The sequence below is a fragment of the Micromonospora foliorum genome (assembly GCF_022229015.1).
GTDB lineage: Bacteria > Actinomycetota > Actinomycetes > Mycobacteriales > Micromonosporaceae > Micromonospora > Micromonospora foliorum.
In genome coordinates this window covers 1-21,777 of the sequence record NZ_JAKKFF010000121.1, presented here as the reverse complement: position 1 = coordinate 21,777, position 21,777 = coordinate 1, and the positions used below count along the sequence as shown (strand labels likewise).

The following is a 21,777-nucleotide window of genomic DNA, read 5'->3' as shown; positions in this document are numbered from 1 at the left end:
ACTTCCTGAAAGCCGAGTGGATCAAGCGGTCGGCGCCCGCCCCGGTCGAGCGGAGCGGGCACCCGGGGGACGCCGGGGTCAGCGGAGGCTGGCGAAGAACTCGCGGATGTCGGCGACCAGCACCTCGGTGGCCTGGTGGGCGGCGTAGTGGCCGCCGACGTCGCCCCGGCCCTCCACGTCGGTCTCGTACGCCGTCCATCGGACGATGTTCGCGTGGTCCCGCTCGGCGAATCGGCGGATCGACTGGAAGTCGCCGGGGAACATGGCCAGCGCGGTCGGAGCGGTGGTCGGCTCGGTCGGCGGTTCGCCGGCGTGCGCGTCCTCCCAGTAGAGCCGGATCGCCGAGGCGGCCGTGCCGGTGAACCAGTAGAGCGCCACGTTGGCCAGGATGAAGTCGGCGTCCAGGCCCTCGTCGAAGAGCTGGGCGTTCCAGGCGAGCAGCCCCACCGGCGAGTCGGCCAGCGCGAACGCCAGGGTCTGCGGCTGCTGACTGTGCACCTGGTTGAAGGAGAACTTGTTCTCGTAGAACCACTGGAGGTGCCCGAGCGCGGCCTGGTCTGCCTCGGAGAGCCCGGCGAACTCGGCCGGGTCGCCGGAGGGGAACGAGAAGAGCTGGGTGACGTGTACGCCGAGCACCCGCTCCGGAGCGATCCGACCCAGCTCCGGCGCGATCATCGAGCCGGCGTCGTTGCCGACCGCGCCGTAGCTGTCGTACCCCAGTCGGTTCAGCAGCTCGGCCCAGGCGCGGGCGATGCGGAACCGGTTCCAGCCGGCGCTGCGGGTCGGGCCGGAGAAGCCGAAGCCGGGCAGCGACGGGATGACCACGTGGAAGGCCGGCGCGTCCGGGTCGGTCGGCTCGGTGAGCGGGGCGATCACGTCGAGGTACTCCAGCACCGAGCCGGGCCAGCCGTGGGTGAGCAGCAGCGCGGTGGCGTCCGGCCGGGACGAGCGGACGTGCAGGAAGTGGACCCGCTCGCCGTCGATCTCGGTGACGAACTGGGGGTGAGCGTTCAGGCGGGCCTCGACGGCACGCCAGTCGAACTCGCCCCGCCACCGGTCGACGAGGGCGCGCACCCGGTCGTTGCTCATCCCGTACGAGTCGCCAGCGCCGGGCAGGTCGGCGGGCCAGTTGGTGCGGCCCAACCGGGCGGCCAGGTCGTCCAGGGCGGTCTGCGGGATCTCGACGCGGAACGGGCGGATCGTGGTGTCGCTCATGCCGGAACTCCTTCGGAACGGAATGTTTTGTTCTGCAATCACCATAGCAGAGCGGAACGGTCCGTTCCACTGTTAGGCTGAGGGCATGTCAACGACTTCCGGCAAGACGCTGGGCGGTCGCCGCGCCCAGGCCGCCCGCAACGACGAGGTCATCCTCGAAGCCGCCCGCGCCGTCTTCCTCGACGACCCGAAGGCCCCGATCGCCGCCGTCGCCGAACGCGCGGGCGTCGGCATCAGCGCGCTCTATCGGCGGTACGCGGGCAAGGAGGACCTGCTGCGTCAGCTCTGCCACGACGGGCTGCGCCGGTACGTGGCGGAGGCCGAGACCGCCCTCGACGAGCCGGACGACTGGGCCGCGTTCACCGGCTTCCTGACCCGGGTGGTCGACGCCGACGTGCACTCGCTCACCGTCCACCTGGCCGGCACCTTCACCCCGACCGAGGAGATGGGTCGGGACGCGATGCGCGCCGGCGAGTTGGCCACCGCCCTGGTCGACCGGGCCCACGCCAGCGGGCGGCTGCGCAGCGACGCGGTCGTACACGATCTGGGTTTGTTGTTGGAGGCGTGCGCCGCGGTCCGCGTACCCGATCCGGAGCGGACCCGCCAACTGCGCCGCCGGCAGCTCGCGGTGCTGCTGGCCGGCCTGTCGTCGGTGCCGGACGCGGACCCGCTGCCCGGCCCGCCCCCGGCGGCCGGCGAGTTCGACTGGCGGTGGCGGCGCCGGGAGTGATGGGCGTCACGCGCTAAGGTTGAGCGGAATACGCTCAACTCTGGTTGTGTCCAACCCAATGGACAACGCCGATCCGGGGGAGCCCATGAACACCGAAAGACTCACCACCAAGAGCCGCGAAACCATCACGGGCGCTGTCGCGCTGGCCAACCAGCGTGGTCACGCCACCGTGGAGCCCTGGCACCTGCTGCTGTCACTCCTGGACACCGACGGCTCGACCGCCACCGGCCTGCTGCGCGCCGTCGGGGCCGACCCGACCGAGCTGCGCCAGGCCGCCCAGCGTGCGGTCGACAACCTGCCGGCCGCCCGCGGCTCCAGCATCGCCGAGCCGACGTTGGCTCGGGAGTTCGTCAACGCCATCGGCGCCGCCGAGCAGATCGCCCGGCCGTTGGGCGACGAGTACACCTCCACCGAGCACCTGCTCGCCGGCCTGGCCCGGGTGGGCGGGGCGGTGTCCGGCGCGCTGAAGACCGCCGGTGCCACCGAGGAGGCCCTGGTCGCCGCCTTCCCGACCGTTCGCGGTGGGGACCGTCGGGTCACCACCGCCGACCCGGAGCAGACCTACCAGGCCCTCACCAAGTACGGCGTCGACCTCACCGCCAGCGCCCGGGACGGCAAGATCGACCCGGTCATCGGCCGGGACTCCGAGATCCGTCGGGTCATCCAGGTGCTCTCCCGGCGTACCAAGAACAACCCGGTGCTGATCGGCGAGCCCGGCGTCGGCAAGACCGCGATCGTCGAGGGCCTGGCCCAGCGGATCGTCACCGGCGACGTGCCCGAGTCGCTGCGCGACAAGAAGCTGATCTCGCTGGATCTCGGCGCGATGGTCGCCGGAGCGCAGTACCGCGGGCAGTTCGAGGAGCGGCTGAAGTCCGTCCTGGAGGAGATCAAGAACTCCAACGGGCAGGTCATCACGTTCCTCGACGAGCTGCACACCGTCGTCGGTGCCGGCAAGGGCGAGGGCTCGATGGACGCCGGCAACATGCTCAAGCCGATGCTCGCTCGTGGTGAGCTGCGGATGGTGGGCGCCACCACGCTTGACGAGTACCGCGAGCACATCGAGAAGGACCCGGCGCTGGAGCGTCGTTTCCAGCCGGTGCTGGTCGGTGAGCCGACCATCGAGGACACCATCGGCATCCTGCGTGGGCTCAAGGAGCGCTACGAGGTGCACCACGGCGTACGGATCACCGACGCCGCGCTGGTCGCCGCCGCGACCCTGTCCGACCGTTACATCACCGACCGGTTCCTGCCGGACAAGGCGATCGACCTGGTCGACGAGTCCGCGTCCCGGCTCCGGATGGAGATCGACTCCCGTCCGGTCGAGGTGGACGAGATCGAGCGTGCGGTTCGCCGGTTGGAGATCGAGGAGATGGCGCTGGCCAAGGAGCCGGACGCCGCCTCGGCCGAGCGGTTGGAGCGGCTCCGCAAGGAGTTGGCCGACAAGCGCGAGCAGCTCACCGTGCTCTCCGAGCGCTGGCAGACCGAGAAGAGCCACATCACCAAGCTCTCCACCGCCAAGGAGGAGCTGGAGCGCCTCGGCGGCGAGGCCGAGCGGGCCGAGCGGGACGGCGAGTTGGAACGCGCCGCCGAGCTGCGCTACGGCCGGATCCCCGCCCTGAAGGTCGAGCTGAAGCAGGCCGAGGAGGAGCTGGCCCAGCTCCAGGCCGACGGCGCGATGCTCAAGGAGGAGGTCGGCTCCGACGACATCGCCGCGGTGGTCGCCTCCTGGACCGGCATCCCCGCCGGCCGTCTGCTGGAGGGTGAGACGGCCAAGCTCCTGCGGATGGAGGAGTCGCTGGGTGGCCGGGTGGTCGGCCAGGCCGAAGCGGTCGGCGCGGTCTCCGACGCGGTACGCCGTGCCCGGGCCGGTATCGCCGACCCGGATCGCCCGACCGGCAGCTTCCTCTTCCTCGGCCCCACCGGCGTCGGCAAGACGGAGCTGGCCAAGGCCCTCGCCGAGTTCCTCTTCGACGACGAGCGGGCCATGGTCCGCATCGACATGAGCGAGTACGGCGAGAAGCACTCGGTCGCCCGCCTGGTGGGTGCACCGCCCGGCTACGTCGGCTACAACGAGGGTGGTCAGCTCACCGAGGCGGTGCGCCGACGGCCGTACTCGGTGGTGCTGCTGGACGAGGTGGAGAAGGCCCACCCGGACGTCTTCGACGTGCTGCTCCAGGTGCTCGACGACGGTCGGCTCACCGACGGTCAGGGCCGCACGGTGGACTTCCGCAACGCGATCCTGATCCTCACGTCCAACCTCGGGTCGTCGGTGATCAGCGACCTGACGCTCGCCGACGAGCAACGCCGGGAGGGTGTGCTGGCCGTGGTCCGGTCGCACTTCAAGCCGGAGTTCCTCAACCGGCTGGACGACATAGTGGTCTTCGCCTCGCTGCGCGGGGACGACCTACGGTCCATCGTCGACATCCAGTTGGACCGGATGCGAAACCGTCTTGCGGGCCGCCGATTGGCACTGGACATCACCGAGTCCGCCCGGGAGTGGCTCGCCGAGCACGGCTACGACCCGATCTACGGCGCCCGCCCGCTCCGCCGCCTGGTCCAGACCGCGATCGGAGACCAGTTGGCGAAAGCCCTCCTGTCCGGCCAGATCCGCGACGGCGAAACGGTGAAGGTAGACCGCTCCACCGAAACCAACACCCTCTCGGTAACCGCCGCCTAACCCGGCCTGAACACGTTGATCAAGAGGTTTGCGTCAGCCCGGAGTCTTTTCATGACGCAAACCTCTTGATCAACAGGGTGGAGCAGGGGTGGACGGGGAAAGAGGTGGGGCATGTTTGGGATTGGGAAGAAGAAATGGGAGCGGGAACTTGGTGCGGCCGTCGACACGTTGGTGACGGCTGACACGCTCGCCTTCGGGGGAGTTGGCATCGCCGGGAACCTGTTGCCGGTGACGGAGGCGTACGAGCGGGTCTCGGCCGCTCTCGACGACCACCCCGAGGAGGTCCGTCGCCAGCTCGACCGGGTGCTGACCGACGGCACACCCGCCGGCCGGGCGTACGCGGCCACGCTGCTGGAACGCCTCGACCCGGCGGCGGCCCGCGCGGCCTGGACGTCGCTGCGGGACGACCCGAGCGAGTTCACCACCTTCGTCGGCTGCGTGATGGACCGCGAAACCCTTGGCACGTACGCCAGCCGGCGGCTCGCCACAGCATGATCCATTCGCCGGTCGGTGCTGCCCGATTGGTCCTGCCGGTCGCCGACGCCGCGCCGTACGTTGCGAGCCATGAGCCCGCCCGTCACCGCACCGCGTCCGCTCCGGCCGACCACCGTGACCATCGCCTTCTGGCTGCAACTGGCCGTGGTGCTGGTGCTGCTCGGCCTGGCCGCGCTGACGGTGGCCGAGGCGGTGCACTTCGACGGCCAGATCGACCGCGCGGTACGACTGGTGCCGGACGCCGACCCGGACGAGGTGGCTGGCGAGCGGCAGGGCAACGTCGTGATGACGCTGATCCTCGGCGTACCGGCGGTGCTGCTCGCGGTCTGGCTGGCGGCCACCGCCGTCCCGGTCCGGCGCGGCGCCAACGTCGCGCGGATCCTGGTCTTCGTCGCCAGTGGCACGCAGCTGCTGGTCTGCTTCGCGCAGTGCTGCTCCGGAGGGTTTCTCGTACCCCTGCTGGTCGCCCCGGAGATCGCGTCGGAGCCGCCACCGGAGTGGGACGACGAGTGGGAGACCTCGACGTTCTCCGACACGCTCTACGCCGGCACCGACCCCTGGGACGACGTGTTCTTCCCCGCGGCGGGGCTGGGCGTGCTCACCGTCCTGGCAGTCTCCGCGGCCGTGGTCCTGCTGCTGGCGCTACCGCCGGCGAACCGCTGGTTCGTGCCGCGTACCGCGAGCGCGGCGCTTCCCGACCCGGCCTGGGCGATGCCCGTTCCCTACTACGCCCCGGCCGGCTACGGATATCCGACCGTTCCGCTCGTGCCGGGCTTCCTGCCGCCGACCCAGCCGCTCCCACCCGGCTACCTTATCTGCCCCGACCCGGCCGCGCACCTGACGCCGGGCGCGCCGAGCAGCTCACCAGGGCCGACCGGACCATCGGTGGCGCCACCGGACGACGCCCCCGACGGCCTCCGCTAGCTGAGCTGTCGGCCACAGCGCGGGCCTTCCTGGTGCCGAAGGTTGTTACCGTCTGCGCCGACGTACCTGGGGAGGTGGTCGGGTGGACGCGGTGGTGACGTGCCTGGTGGCGGCAGTTGCCGTACTCGCGGTGGTCGTGGTCGTCGTGCGGGTCCGCCGGCGGGCGACGAGCCGACCCGACGGCCAGCCGGCGGGTCCGCCGCGCGGCCCGCTGCGCCTGGCCCCGGGCGACCGCGTGCGGATCCGCGAGCAGGAGTACGCGGTGAGCGCCACGATCCGCCTGGTCGAGGGCGACTGGAGCTGGGTGCAGCACCTCCTCGACGACGACTCCGGCACCCGCCACCGGCTCTCCGTGGAGGACGGCCCCGAACTCGAGCTGGTGCTCTGGACCGCCGAACCGGGCGCCACCGTCACCCCCGGCGCCCCGACCATCGAACTCGGCGGCCGGCGCTACACCTGGGCCGAGACCGGGCAGGCGCGGTACACCGCCACCGGAGCGACCGACCTGCCGTCGACCGGGACCATGCGCTACCACGACTACCAGTCCGGTGGCGCCGCGCGGCTCTCCTTCGAGGCGTACGGCGAGGAGGGCTGGAGAGTGGCCCGCGGCGACCTGCTCGACCCGGCCGACCTGACGATCCGCCCCACGCCCGAGGCCCGCTGAGCCGGACCGGGCGGACGCGCCGGGCTCGTCGCGGCATGCCGAACTGGCCGGTTGTCGATACGGTGTGGGCGCGATCTTAGGGAAGGAGAATCGTGGTCGATTCCCAGAGCACGCCGGCCCGCCAGCGGCCATCCATTGTGTCGATTTCCAGCTACCTGCTCTTCCTGTTCCTGGCGCTCCAGGTGATCAGTCTGATCATCACGCTCAGCACCTTCGGCAAGACGCGGGACGCGCTCCGTGAGGCGTACGCGGGCAGCACCACCGACGGCGACCAGGTGGCCGACGTCTTCGTCGTCATCGGCATCGGCAGCAGCATTCTTCTGCTGCTGCTCGCGGTCGTGCTGGGCGTGCTGGCCCTCTTCAACAACCAGGGCCGCAACGGTGCCCGGATCACCACCTGGATCGTCGGCGGCATCATGGTCTGCTGCGTCGGCGGTGGCCTGCTCAGCAACGCGGCCGGCGGTTTCAACACCGGTGGCGGGACTGGCGGCGACGGGCCGAGCCCCGAGGAGATCCAGCGCCGCCTGGAGGAGGCTCTGCCCTCCTGGGTCACCCCGGTCAGCCTCCTGCTCGGTGTGCTCAGCCTGATCGCGCTGATCACGGCGCTGGTCCTGCTGGCGCTGCCGAAGGCGAACCCGTTCTTCCGCAAGCCCGCCGCGGGCTGGGAGCCGCCCACCCCGGGCGCCAGCTACCCGGGCCACCCGCAGGCGCCGGGTCAGCCCGGCTACCCGCAGGCATCCGGTGAGCCGGGCTATCCGTCGACTGGGGAGCCGAGCTACCCGCCGCCTCCGGCCGCGAACCGGCCCGACGACACGCCGCCCACGGACCGCCCGGGGTCAACCCCGCCGTCGACGAGCTGACGGCTCGATAAGCACGACGCCGACGATCCCTCCGAGTAGGTTGCAACCCGACGCCTACCGGAGGGATTCGTCGTGTCGTACCCGGAATCGGCACCGGCCCGCCGGCCCGCCGCCGTCCTGTCGGCCGCGACCGTGCTGTTGGTGATGGCGGTCGCCGCGCTCGCGTACGCCGTGGTCGACCTGGTGGTGCTGGGCGGGACGGTCGACGCGTTCCGCTCCGCCGCCCGCGACACCTCGGCGAGCTCGGAGCAGATCAACGACGTGGTGACTCTGCTCCGCGCGTCCGCGGTGCTGTCCGCGGTGGTGGCGGCGCTCTCCGCGCCACTGCTCGCCGGCCTGGCCCTCGGGCTGCTTGCCGGTCGCAACGGCGTCCGGGTGGCGACGTGGGTGGTCAGCGGGCTCGGCCTCCTCGCCGGCTGTTGCAGCGTGGCGGTTGTCGTCGGCGAACGGGCCGCGCCACTGCAACTGGGCTCCGGCGAGCAGGCTCTCGCCGAGTTGCTGGGCCTGATCGGCGGCGCGTACCCGTCCTGGTGGATCCCGCTCAACGCCGGGCTTTCCGTCGCCCAAGGGCTCGGTTACCTTGTAGTAGCTACGCTGCTGGCGCTGCCGGCGGCTAACAGCTGGTTCGGCCGCCACCGCCCGACGACGCCGACCGCGCCGCCCATGTTCACGCCCGCCCCGCACCATCCCCCGTCGGCGCCGCCCGCGCCCCCGTTCCCGCCCAGGTGAGGACCGCCCCGTGACGCTCGACCCCACCACTGCCGAGCGCCGAGCCCTGGTCACCGGGGCCACCGCCGGCATCGGCGCGGCGTTCACCCGACGGCTGGCCGCCGACGGTTGGCACCTGGTGCTCGTTGCCCGCGACGCGGCGCGGTTGACCGAGCTCGCCACCGAGCTGCGTTCCACGTACGGGCGCGAGGTGGAGACGATCCCGGCGGATCTGTCCACCGACGACGGCTGCGCCACCGTGGAGCAGCGGATCGCCGACGGCAGCCCGGTGCACCTGCTGGTCAACAATGCGGGGATCAGCCTGAACAAACCGTTCCTGCGCTCCACGGCGGAGGACGAGGCACGACTGTTGCGACTCAACGTGCACGCGGTCATGCGGTTGACCCTGGCGGCGCTACGACCGATGACTGAACGGCGAAATGGGGCAGTGATAAATGTCTCTTCGGTCGCCGGTTTCGGTACGGCGATGCCCGGATCGACGTACTCCGCCAGCAAGGCGTGGGTCACCAACTTCAGCGAGTCCGTCGGGCAGTCGGCGCGGCCGTTCGGCGTTCAGGTGATGGCCCTCTGCCCCGGCTACACCCGCACCGAATTCCACCAGCGGGCCGGCATCAACATGTCCAAGACGCCGGAGTGGCTGTGGTTGCGGGCCGAGGATGTGGTGGACGAAGCCCTGCGTGACCTGCGCAAAGGCAAGATGGTCAGCATCCCCGCGTGGAAGTACAAGGTGGTCGTCGCCGGCATGCGACACGCGCCGCGACGGCTGCTCCAGGCGGTCGCGCGGGACACCCGCGGCCGGATCGGTCGCGACGAGCACTGACCTTCGACCGGCCCGCCGACCCCGAGCGACCAGCCGGACGACGTTGGCGCGCCGCTGTCGGGCCAGTCGCTGAGCGTAGTCGAACATCGCCAGTCATCGGTTCCCCCCGGGGCTGGTCAGGGTGGACCCCGCACACGGCGTTCAGAGTTGCGCAGTAACCTCTATCGCCATGGGGGACCACGACGACCTGCGTAAATTCATTACCGACCTGGCTGTGGTCCACGGACGGGTCGTGCTCTCGTCGGGGCGCGAGGCAGACTGGTACGTGGATCTGCGGCGCGTCACGCTCCATCACCGGGCCGCTCCTCTGGTCGGCCGGGTGTTGCTCGACCTCACCGCCGACTGGGAGTTCGACGCGGTCGGGGGCCTCACCCTGGGTGCGGACCCTGTCGCGCTCTCGATGCTGCACGCCGCCGCTCCGACCGGCCGGGCCCTGGACGCCTTTGTGGTGCGCAAGGCGGGCAAGGCCCACGGTCTTCAGCGGCGGATCGAGGGACCGGAGGTGGCCGGCCGCAGGGTGTTGGCGGTGGAGGACACATCCACGACGGGCGGAAGTGTTTTGACCGCTGTCGAGGCGCTTCGCGAGGCCGGGGCGGAAGTCGTGGGCGTGGTGGTTATTGTTGATCGAGGAGCCGGCGACGCGGTGCGAGCCGCCGGATTGCCGTACCGGGCGGCCTATACGTTGGCTGACCTCGGCCTTGTGGCGTAAAAGTCTGCCGATTCGGATCTGCTGATATGCAGGCGGATCGATGCTGCTGGTGGAAGGATGGAATACGTGGGAACTGCGTTGGCCGAAATGACTATGCCTCAGATCTCGCCGCTAAACGGCGAGCCGATCGAACGTGCCGATGCCGAGCGTCTCGCCGGGGTCCTCAAGGCCCTTGCTGATCCTGCTCGGTTGCGGCTGCTCAGCCTGATCCAGTCGGCCCCCGAGGGCGAGGCGTGCGTCTGTGACCTGACGGCGCCGCTCGGCCTCTCTCAGCCGACGGTCAGTCATCACCTGCGTATCCTCACCGAGGCCGGCTTGTTGCAGCGGGAGAAGCGCGGTGTCTGGGCGTACTACAGCCTGGTCCCGAGTGCGATCGCGACGATCGCCGACCTGCTGACCCCGCCGCGTAAGCGAGCCACCAAGAAGGCCCGCTGACGTAGGCACTACCACGTCGTCCCGAGCTGGGACGGCGTCCGGTGGCGAGCCAGGGGTGGCGCCACCGGTGGTTGACACCTGCTCGTCCCCGGTCGCACCACCGGAGGCCGGGTTCGACATGCCGACGGCCGACCCCCTCACCAGGGGGCCGGCCGTCGTCGTACCTCAACGGTCCTGACCGTGCTCCGGGCGCTGATGGCCGTGCTGGTGCCGGTCGTGGTCGAACGCCTCACGGGCCGCCTCCACCGCGCCGGCGGCACTGGCCGCCGCGACCACCGCGACCGCCTCGCCGCGCTTACGAGCCCGCCGGTCGCGGAGGAACTCGAAGAAGATCGGCAGCACCGAGATCAGAATGATCAGGGCCACCACCGGCAGGATGTAGTGGTCGATCTTGTCGCCGATGGCCTGGTAGATCTGCTCGGCCAGCAGATAGCCGATCAGCAGGATGCCGTCCACCCAGAGCACCGCGCCGACGATGTTCCAGAGCAGGAACTGCTTGGCCGGCATGCCCAGCGCACCCGCGACCGGGTTGAGGAACGTCCGGACGATCGGAATGAAGCGCGCCAGCACGACGGCCTTCGCCGGGCCGAACTTCTGGAAGTAGTACTCGGCCTTCTCCACGTACTCCTTCTTGAAGAGCCGGGAGTTCGGCCGCTCGAACATCGGCCGGCCGTACCGCTTGCCGAGCCAGTGCCCCAGCTGGGCGCCGACGATCGCGCAGATCGGCCCACCGATCAGCAGGCCAGCCAGGGAGAGGCGGGTGCCGTCGCCGAAGATCGCGTCCGCCACCGGTGACGAGGCGACCCCGGCGAGGAACAGCAGCGAGTCACCGGGGAAGAAGAAGCCCACCAGCAGGCCGGTCTCGGCGAAGAGGATCACCCACACGCCGATCAGCCCGAAGGTCTGCAACAGATCCTTGGGATCGAGCGGGTTCAGGGCGACGCTCTCCACGAGAGCGCGGGTCTTCTCAGCTGTGTCCACGGCCACAAAGGGTACCGAAGCCCAGGGTTCCGGCCGCGCCGGACCGGCCCGTCACCACCCGCCCGAGCCGTGGGGCTCGACGCCAGCGTCCCGTCGTCGTGGGGTCCGACGACGGTGCCCCGCCGACCGTGGTGGTCGACGGGGCACCGGTGGTGCGGGGTGGATCAGGCGACGAAGCGGGTCCGGCGGCGCTTGGCCACCAGGTAGCCGCCGACGCCCGCGGCGAGCAGCAGCGCGCCGAGGCCGGCGATCAGGCCGGTGGACTGACCGGTGATCGGCAGCGAGCCGCCGTCACCGTCGCCACCGCCGCTGCCGCCGGTCGCGTTCACCAGGATCTTGGCAACGTCGTTGGCCGGGTTCAGGTCGTCGGTGAAGCCCTCGCACTCGCACTTGGCGTTGATGGTGACGGTGCCCGTCGCGTTCGCGATCACCTTGTCGATCCGGAGGCCGACGTCGACCGTCTGCTCCTCACCGACGCCGATGAAGATGTCCGGGTAGCAGCGGTAGAGCGGTGCGCCCGGCTTGCCGGCGTTCTCCCAGTCCTGCTGGTCGCCCTTGAGCGGCGCGCAGACCTCGGGGACCTTGACCGCGGTGGTGCCCGCCGGAACGGCGATATCGATCTTCGTGACCGGCGAGCCGCCCCGACCGAAGTCCAGCGCGGCCGGGCCGTCGTTGCGGACTCCGAGGGTGGCGGTGACCACGTCGCCCGCCTTGCCGGTCACCTGGTCACCGACCGCCACCAGGTCCGCGCCGTTCTTGCCGGTGACCTTGACGGTCATGCCGGACCAGTTGTTCATGGGGTCGGTGTCAGCCTGGAAACCGCGGGCCGCCACCTTGGACGGGACCTCTGGAAGGCTCAGGACCGGACCCTTGCCGGGCTGCCCCACCGAATAGCCCCCGGCCTGGAGGTACGCGTTGAAGTCCTCGAACTCGGCGATGGTCATCCAGTTGTAGTTGCCGTACTCGCTGCCCGGCGCGTAGGTGTCCTTGCCGAGGGTGTAGGACAGCGATGCCGACCGGGCCTCTCCGGCGGCGGTCACCTCGGAGAAGGAGCAGGTCCGCAGCCAACCCTCCTCGTAGGTGCAGTTGCTGTACTGCTTATCGGGGCGGATCGCGTAGTTCAGGTCGAAGATCGCGACCGCTCCCTTGGCGTCGGTCTTGCCAGCGTTGCTGAGCGTCAGCGGTGCGCTGAACGTGCCGCCGGGAGCGGCCGACACCTTGTGCTCCTCGCCCGGGGCTGCCAGGTCGACGCCCTCGCCGATCCGCAGCTTGGCGGTGTGGCTGGCCGGAGCGAGACCCTCGGCGCTGACCGTGACCTTGAGGTTGCCGGTGTCGCCGTCGGTCGCCTTCGCGGTCGGCGTCATCACCACGTTGAAGAGGCCGCCGTAGGCCCACTCGTAGAGGTCGATCTCGAACGGGTCGGTGCAGACCAGAACGCCGGCCTCCGGCGACTCGCACCCCCAGGTCGACGTGTCGGGCTTGATGTCGACGACCCCGTCGAGGTTCCGGTAGTCGTACGTGACGGTGAGGCCTTCGACGATCACCGGCTCCGAGGCGAACAGGAGTGGTGAGTCGATCTTGCCTTCGGATCCTGCGGCGAGAGTGGTGTCGTTGAAGTAGGCGCCCAGTTCGATGGGCGCTTCCTCGACGGCGACGGCCGGGCTGGCGGAGGCGGCGACGAGCGCGCCTGCTACGCCCAGACCGGCAAGCCAGCGCCGGGTGGAGTGCTTGAGCATGGGGTTCCCTCATGTCGGGGGACGAAAGGTGGAGCCTGCGGATCTTAAGGAATCTCTAAGGTTGGCCGCCGCCCCCGATGCCGCTCCTCGATCAAGACCAGCCGAAAGGTTGATCAGGCTCGCCGCAACGTTCCGTCCGTCCACTCCCGTCATCTGAGGCAGGAGCCCCCGGGAGGTGCAGTGACGTACGAGGAGTTCGCGGACACGCGGCTGGCCCCGCTACTGCGGTACGCGGTGATGCTGACCGGTGATCCGCACCAGGCCCAGGATCTGGTCCAGGAGACCATGGTCCGGGTCCAGCTCAACTGGCGTCGGGTCGCCCGCGCGGACTCGCCCGAGCGTTACGTACGCCGGATGCTCACCAACCAGTACGTCGACTGGCGGCGCGGTTCGTGGGTCCGTCGGGTGCTGTTGCGCGGGGAGCCCGACGCGTCGGTGCCGGTGCCCACCGACCATGCCCAGTCCGCCGTGGACCGGGATCAGATCTGGTCCTGGCTGTCCCGGCTGCCGCGTCGGCAGCGGGCCGCTCTGGTGCTGCGCTACTACGAGGATCTGCCCGACGTCGAGATCGCCGACATCCTCGGCTGCGCCGTCGGGACCGTCCGTTCGTCCATCTCCCGGGCCCTGGCCACGCTCCGGGCCGAGTACGTGGAGGCGTGAACATGATCGAGGATGACCTGCGTGCCGCCTTCGTCCGGCACGAGCCGTTGACCCCGTCGACCGGCCCGCTACGGGCCGCGATTGACCGGCTCGCCGCGGTCCGCCGTCGCCGCCGGCAGCGGTTCCAGGCCGCCGGCGTCACGCTCGCCCTGCTCGGCGCGCTCGGAGTCGGGGTGCCGCAACTGCGCCCCGATCGGCCGGCGGAGGGCCCGTCGTTGTCCGGTCGACCGGCTGGCGCGCAGTCCGGGGCGCTGAACGTCCTGCTGCTCGGGGTGGACGGCTTCGGCGAGGAACCGTCGTACCGGTTGGCCGACTCCGTCCTGCTGGTGCACATCCCGGCCGACCGGAGCCGGCCGTACCTCATCTCGCTGCCGCGCGACCTGGAGGTGTCGATCCCCGGCCGGGGGACCGGGAAGCTCAACAGCGCGTTCTACAGCGGCGAGCCCCGGCCCGACCTGGACGCCGGCTACGACCTGACCCGCCGGGTGGTCGCCGACCTGACCGGGGTACGCGTCGACGCCGGCGCGGTGCTGACCTTTGCGGGGCTGCGCCGGATCACCGACGCCGTCGACGGGGTGGAGGTGTGCCTACCGACGGAGGTGCGGTCCTGGCACACCCGCCGGACCTTCCCGGCCGGCTGTCAGCGGCTCGACGGAGCTGCCTCCGTCGACCTGCTGCGGCAACGGCGGTACCTGCCCGACGGCGCGTTCGACCGGGACCGTAACGCCCAGCGCTACGTCGCCGCGCTGATCCGGCGGGCGGTCGCGCAGGACGTGCTGACCAATCCGGTCCGGCTCACCGCGCTGCTGTCGGCAGGCGGTAAGGGGTTGGCGGTCGACGACGACGGCCTGCCGCTGACCAGGCTGGTGGCGGTGCTGCCCGAGCTGAAGAGCGTCGACCCGGTGGGGCTCAGCCTCCCGGTCGGCCCGCCGGTGGACAACGCTTCGCGGCTGCCGCTGGATCCGAAGCTGGGCCCGGCGTTCCTCGCCGCGTTGAGTGAGGATCGGTTGGCGCAGTGGGTGGCGCAGCACCCGGAGCAGGTCAATCCCACCCGGTGATGGGTGGGGAGATCACGACGACGCCCCGCCAGCCCGGTACGGGTCGGCGGGGCGTCGGTCGGGTCGGGATGGGTCAGGCGAAGAAGCGGCTGCTTCTGCGTCGGGCGAGCAGGTAGCAGCCCGCACCGGTGACGAGCAGCAGGGCGCCGATGCCGGCGATCAGGGTGGTGGGAGCGCCGGTGATCGGCAGCGAACCCCCACCACCGCCACCGTCGCCATCACCGTCGCCTTGGCCACCGCCGCTCTGGGCCGCGTTGACCACGATGGTGGCCCTGTCGTTGGCCGGTTTGATGTCGTCCTGAAAGCTGCCGCCGCCGGGGCACTCGCACGGCGCGTTGACCCGCACCGCGCCCCGGGCGTTGGGGATGACCTTGTCGATGCGCAGCCGGAACTTCATGGCGTAGGTCTGACCGGCCACCAGGAGCATCTCGGAGGCGCACTGGTACGTGCGGGTGCCCGGTCGCAACTGGCAGTTGCCGGGGACCTCGACGGCGGTGCTGCCCGGTGGCAACTCGACGGTGGTGTGGGTGGCCGCCTCGTAGTCTTCGTTAACCTTGTCGAGCGTCGCCGGGCCGTTGTTCCGGAAGCCCACGGTGGCCGTGACGACGGCACCGGCGCTGCCCTTCAGCGTGGCGCCGATCGCCGCGAGGTCGGTGCCGTTCGTGCCGGTGGCCTTGATGATCCACCCGGTGTGGTCGTTGCCCGGCCCGACGTCGGTCTGGGCGGCCTGCCGCATCCTGCCGGGTGCCTTGGTCAGAGTCAGTTTCGGGCCGCCGCCGGGGGTGGCCGCCCGGGCGCCGACGGCTTCCCGTACCCGGGTCAGGTCCTCGAAGTCGGCAGTGGTCATGAACTGGGCATGGCCGGACTGGTTGGTCGGCGCGTAGGTGTCCTTGCCGAGTTCGAGGTTCAGCGTGGCGACGAGCCCGGTGCCCACCGCGATCTCCTCGTCGAACTGGCAGGAGACCAGGTGGTCGTCGGAGTAGCGGCAGTTGCTGAACCGGTCCTTGGTTCGGATCGAGTAGGCGAGGTCGAAGACCGCGACGAACCCGCTGACGGTCGTGTCGCCGGCGTTGGCCACGGCCAGCGGCACCGAGAACTTCCCGCCCGGCTTCGAGGAGACGGTGGTGTACGGGCCGCCGGCAAGATCGACCCCCTCGCCGACCCGGACCTGGGAGGTGTAGCTGCCGCGCCGGCCGCCGGCGGCCTGGAAGCTGACGGCGATGTCACCGGAGTCGCCGAGCTGCGCGTCCTCGGTGAGGCCGAGGCGCACCTGCTTGGTCGCGTTGCGGTAGATCCCGCTGCCCAGAGGTGGCATCTCGTTGAGGACGACGTCGAAGGGCTCGGTGCAGACGAGAACGCCCGGCTCCGGCGCGGTGCACTCCTGGCCGTCGGCAGGGGCCACGGTGATCTTGTTGGCCAGGGAGCGGTAGTCGTAGCGCACGGAGACGTCGGTGAGGACCGTCGGCTCGTCGGCGTACAGGAACAGGGTGCGGGTGGTCGCCGTCGAGCCGACGGCCAGGGTGGAGTCCTGGAAGTAGGGCTCGATCGTGGCTGCGGCGACGGCGGGGGTGGCGGAGGCGGCGACCAACGCGCCTGCGGCGCCGAGCCCGGTCAGCCAGCGGAGCGAGTGTCTGAGCATGGGGTCCTCCCGTGGGGTACAGGTGGCGCTCGTCCAACCTAGGGAGACGGCGGCTTGTCCGGTAACCCTTTGGGATCGATATCTGTCTAACGGCCCGAACGGTTGGGCACCTCTGTCGCAACGGGCAGCCGACCCGGCGGCGGGGTCAGCGGTAGTCGTCCTCGTCCGTGGTGACCACCCGGGCCTGCTCCATCGCGTCCCAGTCGTCGACCTCCAGGCCACGGTGCGGCTCGCTGTCGACGTCGGTGGGGCCGGCGACCGTGGCCTGCTCGACCGCGTCCGCCGGGTCCGCCTCGGGGTCGCGTTCGTGCGGCGCGAGGTGGTCGCCGGGGGTGAAGTCCTCGTCGGGCTGACCCATGGTTCCTCCCGGGGGTCTCAGGGGCACGGATCCCACCACCGTACGGGCTGGGCGGGCGCCCCGCCCGGAAGGCGGAGTAGGCGGAATCAGCCCTCGGCGACGCGACCCGGTGCCAGGATGGTGCCGTGGGCTTCCTCATCAGACTGGCGATCACCGCGGTCGCGTTGTGGATAACCACGCTGATCGTGCCCGGGGTGGACGTGCACGGCCGCTCGGGTGGCAACACCGTGCTCACCCTGATCGTGGTGGCGCTGATCTTCGGCGTGATCAACGCGGTGCTCAAGCCGGTGATCAGGGTCGTCGGCTGCGTGTTCTACCTGCTGACCCTGGGTCTGTTCGCGCTGGTGGTCAACGCGTTGCTGTTCCTGCTCACCGACCGGATCGCCCGCGGGCTCGACCTACCGTTCCAGGTGGACGGATTCTGGCCGGCGTTCTGGGGAGCCATCGTGATGACCGTGGTGACCTGGTTGATCAGCGTCATCGTGCCGGACAACCTGGACCGCCGGTGAACGGCTGACACCCGGGTCGGTTGTTCCGGCGCACCTCACCTACGGGATACTTCCGGCGGAGGACAGCGCGGTCCGGCGCACAAATGAAGAACAGCGGCCAGCACGGCCGAGAGTGGTAAGTAAGGAGCGCATCACATGCCCATCGCTTCCCCCGAGGCTTACGCGGAGATGCTGGACCGCGCCAAGGCTGGCCGGTACGCGTACCCCGCGATCAACGTGACCTCCTCCCAGACGCTGAACGCGGCGCTCAAGGGCTTCGCCGACGCGGAGAGCGACGGCATCATCCAGGTCTCCACCGGTGGCGCCGAGTACCTCTCCGGCCCCTCGATCAAGGACATGGTCACCGGCGCGGTGGCGTTCGCCGCGTACGCGCACGAGGTGGCCAAGAAGTACTCGGTCAACATCGCCCTGCACACCGACCACTGCCCGAAGGACAAGCTGGACGGGTTCGTGCGTCCGCTGATGGGCATCTCGCAGGAGCGGGTGAAGCGCGGCGAGGAGCCGCTCTACCAGTCGCACATGTGGGACGGCTCGGCCGTGCCGGTCGCGGAGAACCTGCAGATCGCCGCGCAGCTGCTCGACGAGGCCGCCAAGGCCAAGATCGTCCTTGAGATCGAGGTCGGCGTCGTCGGTGGCGAGGAGGACGGCGTCGAGAACGCCATCAACGACAAGCTCTACACCACCACGGATGACGGCCTGGCCATGGTCGAGGCGCTCGGCCTCGGCGAGAAGGGCCGCTACATGGCGGCGCTGACCTTCGGCAACGTGCACGGCGTCTACAAGCCGGGCAACGTCAAGCTGCGTCCGGAGATCCTCAAGCAGATCCAGGACGCCGTCGGCGCCAAGTACGGCAAGGACAAGCCGCTCAGCCTGGTCTTCCACGGCGGCTCGGGCTCCCTGCTGAGCGAGATCCGTGAGGCTCTGGACTACGGCGTGGTGAAGATGAACATCGACACCGACACCCAGTACGCCTTCACCCGCCCCGTCGTGGACCACATGCTCCGCAACTACGACGGCGTGCTGAAGATCGACGGCGAGGTCGGCAACAAGAAGCAGTACGACCCCCGCGCCTGGGGCAAGGCCGCCGAGGCCGGCCTGGCCGCCCGGGTCGTCGAGGCCTGCGAGCACCTGCGCTCGACCGGCACCACGATGACCAAGTAACGACGTCCCACCGACGGCCGGCTCCCCGCACGGGGCGCCGGCCGTCGTCGTTAGGTCGTCAACAGGCGTACGGCCTCGCGAACGTCGTCGGTGAGGTGGATCGTCGACGACAGGTCACCGAACGGGGACGCGGCCAGCAGCGGGCGCAACAGCGCCTCCACCGGCAGCTCCCCGGTCCAGTAGGCGCGATCCAGGAAGATGTACGCCCCGCTGGCGCCGTCGGTGCCGTAGTAGGTCTTGGTGGCCGCCTGGAACACCTCCTGCACCGTGCCCGCCCGCCCCGGAGCGAAGACGATGCCGCCGCGGGCGAGGCGCAGGATGGTGTCCTCCCGGATCGCGTTCGAGAAGTACTTCGCGATCCGCCCGGCGAACAGGTTCGCCGGCTCGTGCCCGTACAGCCAGGTCGGAATGGCCAGACCACCCGCGCGTGACCAGCCCAGATCGTCGCCACGCTGCCGGGGCACCCCCGCGTACCGTTGCCGGACCGTCAGCGCCGTGGCCGTGTACCGGTGGTGGTCGGTGAAGTCGGGGGCGGTGGCCAGCAGGTCGATCGCCGCCGTCACCTCGGTCGCCGGCCGGTCCGCCAGGTAGGCGCCGAGGTTCGCGGCCTCCATCACCCCGGGGCCGCCGCCGGTCACCACCAGCCGGTCGGCCCGCGCCAGCTCCCAACCCAGCACGGCCGCCATCCGGTACGCGGGACTGCCGCGCCGCACCGCGTGACCGCCCATGATGCCCACCACCGACTGCGGCCCGTGCGCGGCCAGCCAGACCCGGGTGGCGTCGGCCAGCGCGTTGTCCACGCCGTGGTCGTGCAGCCGTTGACCCAGCGCCTCCTTGACGTCCGGCAGTGCACCGCCGTGCGCTCGGTAGTGGTCGTACACCCGGGTGTCGTACATCCCGGTGAACCCGCCCTCGGCGAACCCGGCGGCCAGGTCGTCCGGGGTGTAGAGGTGCGTCGGCTGGGTCGGGTACGGCAACCCCGAGAACGGCGGCACCACGTTCGCGCCGCGCCGGACCAGATCGGCGCCCACGTCCCGGGACGCGAACCGGCAACCGACGAAGAGGGTGCCGGCGACGTCGATGCCGGTCAGGTCGGGCACCGGCGCGAGGTCGAGCCGCAGGCCCTGCACGGTCAGTCCGGTCAGCCGACCGGTGGCCAGCTGGTGGTCGAACTCGGCCCGGGTCTGGATCTCGCCGGCGTGCAGGTGCGGCTCGATGACGTCCGCGGGAGGTGGGGTCGGCACCCGGCCATCCTGCCCCTCCGCCGGGGCTGGCCAAACCTCGGGCCGGGGGTGCAACCGACGGGAACCCGGTGGTCGTGGCCACCGGGCTCCCGCGTTACCGGTTCCTGGGGAGGCTCCGGACCATTAGTTGTAGTGGAAAACACCAGGCAGCGGCATAGGCCGCAGGCGTGACCAACTCCTCAGCCGTTCAGCGGAACACGTCGGCCGACCCGCTCGCGTGTCGCCCTGTCCAGCGGGTTGAATGGGGCGATGCAGAACCTTTTGCCAGAGCCACCGGCCACCCGCCTGCCCGTGAACGACGAGGCCGACGCCGCCCTGGCCGCCGCCGGCGAGGCCGGCACCGACGAGGCGTACGCCAACGTGGCGGCCGGCTTCCCGACCTACAGCGCCGCCTGGGGGGAGCTCGCGGCCCGGGCGTTCGCGCAGGGCCAGGTGGTGACGGCGTACGCGTACGCCCGCACCGGCTACCACCGGGGCCTCGACCAGCTGCGCCGCAGTGGGTGGAAGGGGCACGGCCCGGTGCCGTGGTCACACGAGCCCAACCGGGGCTTCCTGCGCTGCCTGTACGTGCTGTCCCGCGCTGCCGACGAGATCGGCGAGGCCGACGAGGCGGCCCGCTGTGCCCAGTTCCTGCGCGACTGCGACCCGGAAGCGGCGGACGCGCTGGCGAGCAACTGACCCCGCCCCGACGGCCGGCCCGACACCGGGCCGGCCGTCGGCGGTTTACAGCCCTTCGGCGACCGCGGCGGCGATCTTCAGCCAGGCGTCCCGGGTGGCCGAGGAGAGCCCGCCGTACCGGATCGGCTCGCCACTGTCGATGAGCCGCTCGTACGGGGCCAGCAACACCGCCCGGGTGCGGGCCGCGAAGTGCTCCTGGATGGCCGGCAGGTCGATCTCCTTGCGGGACGGCGGCATCGACACCACCGTCACGGCCTGACGGACCAGCCGTTGCCGGCCGCTCTGCTCCAGGTGGTCGAGCATCCGGGCGGCGGTCTCGGCGGAGTCGTTACGGGCCGACATGGTGACCACCAACTGGTCGGTGGCGTCCATCGACGCCTGCCAGTTCTGCGCCCGGACGTTGTTCCCGGTGTCCACGAAGATCAACTTGTAGAACCGGCTGACCACCTCACGGATCTCGGCGAACGCCGCAGCGGTCAACATCTCGCCACCGGTGGCCGACTCGTCCGAGGCCAGGACGTCGAACATCCCCTCGCCCTGCGAGCGGACGTACTGCGACAGGTCGCCGACCCGCCCGTGCGCCCCCTGGAACTGCCCGAGGTCACGCAGCATGTCCCGCACCGTGCGGGAGTGGAAGTCCTGTTGGGCGCGCATCCCCAGGGTGCCCTGGGTCTCGTTGTTGTCCCAGGCCAACACGTAACCGCCGCGCTTCTGACCGAACGTCATCGCGAGCAGCAGGATGGCCACCGTCTTACCGGCGCCGCCCTTCGGGTTGACCACGGTCACCTGCCGCAGACCGCCGAAGTTGCGGCGCACCGTCTCGATGTCCCGCTTGAGCTCCTGCTCGTGCCGCCCCGGAGAGAGCCGGAGCAGGCCCATCTTGTTGACCACCGCGCGTACACCCATGGTCGCCACCGGGTCGGCGGGTCGAACCTGGCGGCGTCGGGCGAAGTCCTCGGCGGTCGGCGCGGCGGTGTCCTCCGGTGTCCAGGTCGCGTCCGGGTACGCGGTCGCGTCCGGGTAGGCGGGGGCCGGCACCCGGGTCACCCCGTCGGCCTCCTGGTACGGCTGCCCAGGCATGCCGCCGGGGGAGCCCTGCTGCCACGGCGGTGGGTACCAACCCGGCGAGGGCGGAAACGGCCCGGGCGGTGGGGTCGCCGGCCCGGCCTGCCCAGGAGCGTGCTGCGGTGGTGGAGTGCCGTGCGGCGGGTTGCTGAACTGCGTCAGGTCGGGCGGCGGCGGGATCTGCGCCGGGCCGGCCTGGCCGGGGATGGCGGGGGTGAACGGCTGCCCGGGACGCGCCTGCGAGGGACCGGCGTGCGGGACGACGGGAGGCGGCGGGATCGGAGGCGTCGCGCTGGCCTCGTCCTGAGCGGGCGCGGTCGCTCCAGCCGGACGTTGCGGCGGGTACGCCCACGGCGACTCGGCGATCGGCCGCGCCGGCCCGTCGGCGGACCCGTCCCCACCCGGCCCACCGGCCTGCTACATCGGGAGT

The 21,777-nt window shown here is 70.8% G+C and carries 21 protein-coding genes and 1 pseudogene; 15 read left to right on the top strand and 7 right to left on the bottom strand.

What is annotated here, in order from left to right; translation table 11 throughout:
* Positions 1-78: 78 nt before the first annotated feature.
* Complete coding sequence (locus tag PSH25_RS11120; protein WP_238659010.1) at positions 79-1,215, bottom strand: epoxide hydrolase family protein; 1,137 nt, start codon at positions 1,213-1,215, stop codon at positions 79-81.
* Positions 1,216-1,300: 85 nt separating this feature from the next.
* Between PSH25_RS11120 and PSH25_RS11115 the strand changes: the two genes are divergently transcribed.
* The 10 genes from PSH25_RS11115 (at position 1,301) to PSH25_RS11070 (ending at position 10,258) form a co-directional block, all read left to right on the top strand.
* Positions 1,301-1,945, top strand: coding sequence for a TetR/AcrR family transcriptional regulator (locus PSH25_RS11115; RefSeq protein ID WP_238659009.1), 645 nt, complete (start codon positions 1,301-1,303; stop codon positions 1,943-1,945).
* A gap of 85 nt (positions 1,946-2,030) precedes the next feature.
* The gene (gene clpB / locus PSH25_RS11110; protein WP_238659008.1) at positions 2,031-4,622 is read left to right on the top strand and encodes an ATP-dependent chaperone ClpB; all 2,592 of its coding nucleotides are present in this window, start codon (positions 2,031-2,033) and stop codon (positions 4,620-4,622) included.
* A 111-nt stretch (positions 4,623-4,733) separates the two neighbouring features.
* Positions 4,734-5,117, top strand: coding sequence for a hypothetical protein (locus tag PSH25_RS11105; protein WP_238659007.1), 384 nt, complete (start codon positions 4,734-4,736; stop codon positions 5,115-5,117).
* 69 nt (positions 5,118-5,186) lie between these two features.
* On the top strand, positions 5,187-6,041 hold the full coding sequence (locus tag PSH25_RS11100) for a hypothetical protein (protein WP_238659006.1): 855 nt from the start codon (positions 5,187-5,189) through the stop codon (positions 6,039-6,041).
* An 82-nt stretch (positions 6,042-6,123) separates the two neighbouring features.
* A complete protein-coding gene (locus tag PSH25_RS11095) occupies positions 6,124-6,705 on the top strand; it encodes a DUF4178 domain-containing protein (protein ID WP_238659005.1) in 582 nt (193 codons plus the stop codon).
* A gap of 92 nt (positions 6,706-6,797) precedes the next feature.
* Positions 6,798-7,565: a hypothetical protein gene (locus tag PSH25_RS11090; protein ID WP_238659004.1), complete on the top strand. Its 768-nt coding sequence runs from the start codon at positions 6,798-6,800 to the stop codon at positions 7,563-7,565.
* A gap of 72 nt (positions 7,566-7,637) precedes the next feature.
* On the top strand, positions 7,638-8,294 hold the full coding sequence (locus tag PSH25_RS11085) for a hypothetical protein (RefSeq protein WP_238659003.1): 657 nt from the start codon (positions 7,638-7,640) through the stop codon (positions 8,292-8,294).
* 10 nt (positions 8,295-8,304) lie between these two features.
* Positions 8,305-9,114, top strand: coding sequence for an SDR family NAD(P)-dependent oxidoreductase (locus PSH25_RS11080; RefSeq protein ID WP_238659002.1), 810 nt, complete (start codon positions 8,305-8,307; stop codon positions 9,112-9,114).
* A 169-nt stretch (positions 9,115-9,283) separates the two neighbouring features.
* Positions 9,284-9,823 (top strand): orotate phosphoribosyltransferase, encoded by a 540-nt coding sequence (pyrE, locus tag PSH25_RS11075; RefSeq protein ID WP_112586136.1) that lies wholly within the window; start codon positions 9,284-9,286, stop codon positions 9,821-9,823.
* A 57-nt stretch (positions 9,824-9,880) separates the two neighbouring features.
* Entirely contained in the window at positions 9,881-10,258 is a 378-nt protein-coding gene (locus PSH25_RS11070; protein WP_030332125.1) for an ArsR/SmtB family transcription factor, read from the top strand.
* A 165-nt stretch (positions 10,259-10,423) separates the two neighbouring features.
* On the opposite strand, the gene PSH25_RS11065 is transcribed toward PSH25_RS11070, so the two are convergent.
* Positions 10,424-11,245: a DedA family protein gene (locus tag PSH25_RS11065; RefSeq protein ID WP_238659001.1), complete on the bottom strand. Its 822-nt coding sequence runs from the start codon at positions 11,243-11,245 to the stop codon at positions 10,424-10,426.
* Positions 11,246-11,403: 158 nt separating this feature from the next.
* Positions 11,404-12,975 carry an LPXTG cell wall anchor domain-containing protein gene (locus tag PSH25_RS11060; RefSeq protein ID WP_238659000.1) on the bottom strand — a complete coding sequence of 524 codons (1,572 nt, stop codon included), beginning with the start codon at positions 12,973-12,975 and terminating at the stop codon, positions 11,404-11,406.
* Between the two features lie 180 nt (positions 12,976-13,155).
* On the opposite strand from PSH25_RS11060, the gene PSH25_RS11055 reads away from it, so the two are divergent.
* The gene (locus tag PSH25_RS11055) at positions 13,156-13,635 is read left to right on the top strand and encodes a SigE family RNA polymerase sigma factor (protein WP_238658999.1); all 480 of its coding nucleotides are present in this window, start codon (positions 13,156-13,158) and stop codon (positions 13,633-13,635) included.
* Positions 13,636-13,637: 2 nt separating this feature from the next.
* Complete coding sequence (locus PSH25_RS11050) at positions 13,638-14,693, top strand: LCP family protein (protein WP_238658998.1); 1,056 nt, start codon at positions 13,638-13,640, stop codon at positions 14,691-14,693.
* A gap of 73 nt (positions 14,694-14,766) precedes the next feature.
* On the opposite strand, the gene PSH25_RS11045 is transcribed toward PSH25_RS11050, so the two are convergent.
* A complete protein-coding gene (locus PSH25_RS11045) occupies positions 14,767-16,332 on the bottom strand; it encodes an LPXTG cell wall anchor domain-containing protein (protein ID WP_238658997.1) in 1,566 nt (521 codons plus the stop codon).
* Between the two features lie 145 nt (positions 16,333-16,477).
* Positions 16,478-16,690, bottom strand: a complete 213-nt coding sequence (locus PSH25_RS11040; protein WP_238658996.1) for a hypothetical protein — start codon at positions 16,688-16,690, stop codon at positions 16,478-16,480.
* A 125-nt stretch (positions 16,691-16,815) separates the two neighbouring features.
* Between PSH25_RS11040 and PSH25_RS11035 the strand changes: the two genes are divergently transcribed.
* Both PSH25_RS11035 and fbaA read left to right on the top strand, forming a co-directional pair.
* Entirely contained in the window at positions 16,816-17,199 is a 384-nt protein-coding gene (locus PSH25_RS11035; RefSeq protein ID WP_030491363.1) for a phage holin family protein, read from the top strand.
* Positions 17,200-17,334: 135 nt separating this feature from the next.
* Positions 17,335-18,360, top strand: a complete 1,026-nt coding sequence (gene fbaA, locus PSH25_RS11030) for a class II fructose-bisphosphate aldolase (protein ID WP_124853722.1) — start codon at positions 17,335-17,337, stop codon at positions 18,358-18,360.
* A gap of 50 nt (positions 18,361-18,410) precedes the next feature.
* On the opposite strand, the gene PSH25_RS11025 is transcribed toward fbaA, so the two are convergent.
* The gene (locus PSH25_RS11025; RefSeq protein WP_238658995.1) at positions 18,411-19,604 is read right to left on the bottom strand and encodes an LOG family protein; all 1,194 of its coding nucleotides are present in this window, start codon (positions 19,602-19,604) and stop codon (positions 18,411-18,413) included.
* Positions 19,605-19,853: 249 nt separating this feature from the next.
* Between PSH25_RS11025 and PSH25_RS11020 the strand changes: the two genes are divergently transcribed.
* Positions 19,854-20,282 (top strand): DUF3151 domain-containing protein, encoded by a 429-nt coding sequence (locus PSH25_RS11020; RefSeq protein WP_238658994.1) that lies wholly within the window; start codon positions 19,854-19,856, stop codon positions 20,280-20,282.
* Between the two features lie 45 nt (positions 20,283-20,327).
* On the opposite strand, the pseudogene PSH25_RS11015 reads toward PSH25_RS11020, so the two are convergent.
* Positions 20,328-21,746: pseudogene (locus PSH25_RS11015) on the bottom strand (MinD/ParA family ATP-binding protein); the annotation flags it as partial.
* Positions 21,747-21,777 lie beyond the last annotated feature (31 nt).

Bases quoted from the DNA above. Each gene is read 5' to 3' on its own strand.
- PSH25_RS11120 (WP_238659010.1), bottom strand. From the start codon at position 1,215: ATGAGCGACACCACGATCCGCCCGTTCCGCGTCGAGATCCCGCAGACC.
- PSH25_RS11100 (WP_238659006.1), top strand. From the start codon at position 5,187: ATGAGCCCGCCCGTCACCGCACCGCGTCCGCTCCGGCCGACCACCGTG.
- PSH25_RS11115 (WP_238659009.1), top strand. From the start codon at position 1,301: ATGTCAACGACTTCCGGCAAGACGCTGGGCGGTCGCCGCGCCCAGGCC.
- PSH25_RS11060 (WP_238659000.1), bottom strand. From the start codon at position 12,975: ATGCTCAAGCACTCCACCCGGCGCTGGCTTGCCGGTCTGGGCGTAGCA.
- clpB (WP_238659008.1), top strand. From the start codon at position 2,031: ATGAACACCGAAAGACTCACCACCAAGAGCCGCGAAACCATCACGGGC.
- PSH25_RS11050 (WP_238658998.1), top strand. From the start codon at position 13,638: ATGATCGAGGATGACCTGCGTGCCGCCTTCGTCCGGCACGAGCCGTTG.
- fbaA (WP_124853722.1), top strand. From the start codon at position 17,335: ATGCCCATCGCTTCCCCCGAGGCTTACGCGGAGATGCTGGACCGCGCC.
- PSH25_RS11045 (WP_238658997.1), bottom strand. From the start codon at position 16,332: ATGCTCAGACACTCGCTCCGCTGGCTGACCGGGCTCGGCGCCGCAGGC.
- PSH25_RS11020 (WP_238658994.1), top strand. From the start codon at position 19,854: ATGCAGAACCTTTTGCCAGAGCCACCGGCCACCCGCCTGCCCGTGAAC.
- PSH25_RS11070 (WP_030332125.1), top strand. From the start codon at position 9,881: ATGGAATACGTGGGAACTGCGTTGGCCGAAATGACTATGCCTCAGATC.
- pyrE (WP_112586136.1), top strand. From the start codon at position 9,284: ATGGGGGACCACGACGACCTGCGTAAATTCATTACCGACCTGGCTGTG.
- PSH25_RS11040 (WP_238658996.1), bottom strand. From the start codon at position 16,690: ATGGGTCAGCCCGACGAGGACTTCACCCCCGGCGACCACCTCGCGCCG.
- PSH25_RS11105 (WP_238659007.1), top strand. From the start codon at position 4,734: ATGTTTGGGATTGGGAAGAAGAAATGGGAGCGGGAACTTGGTGCGGCC.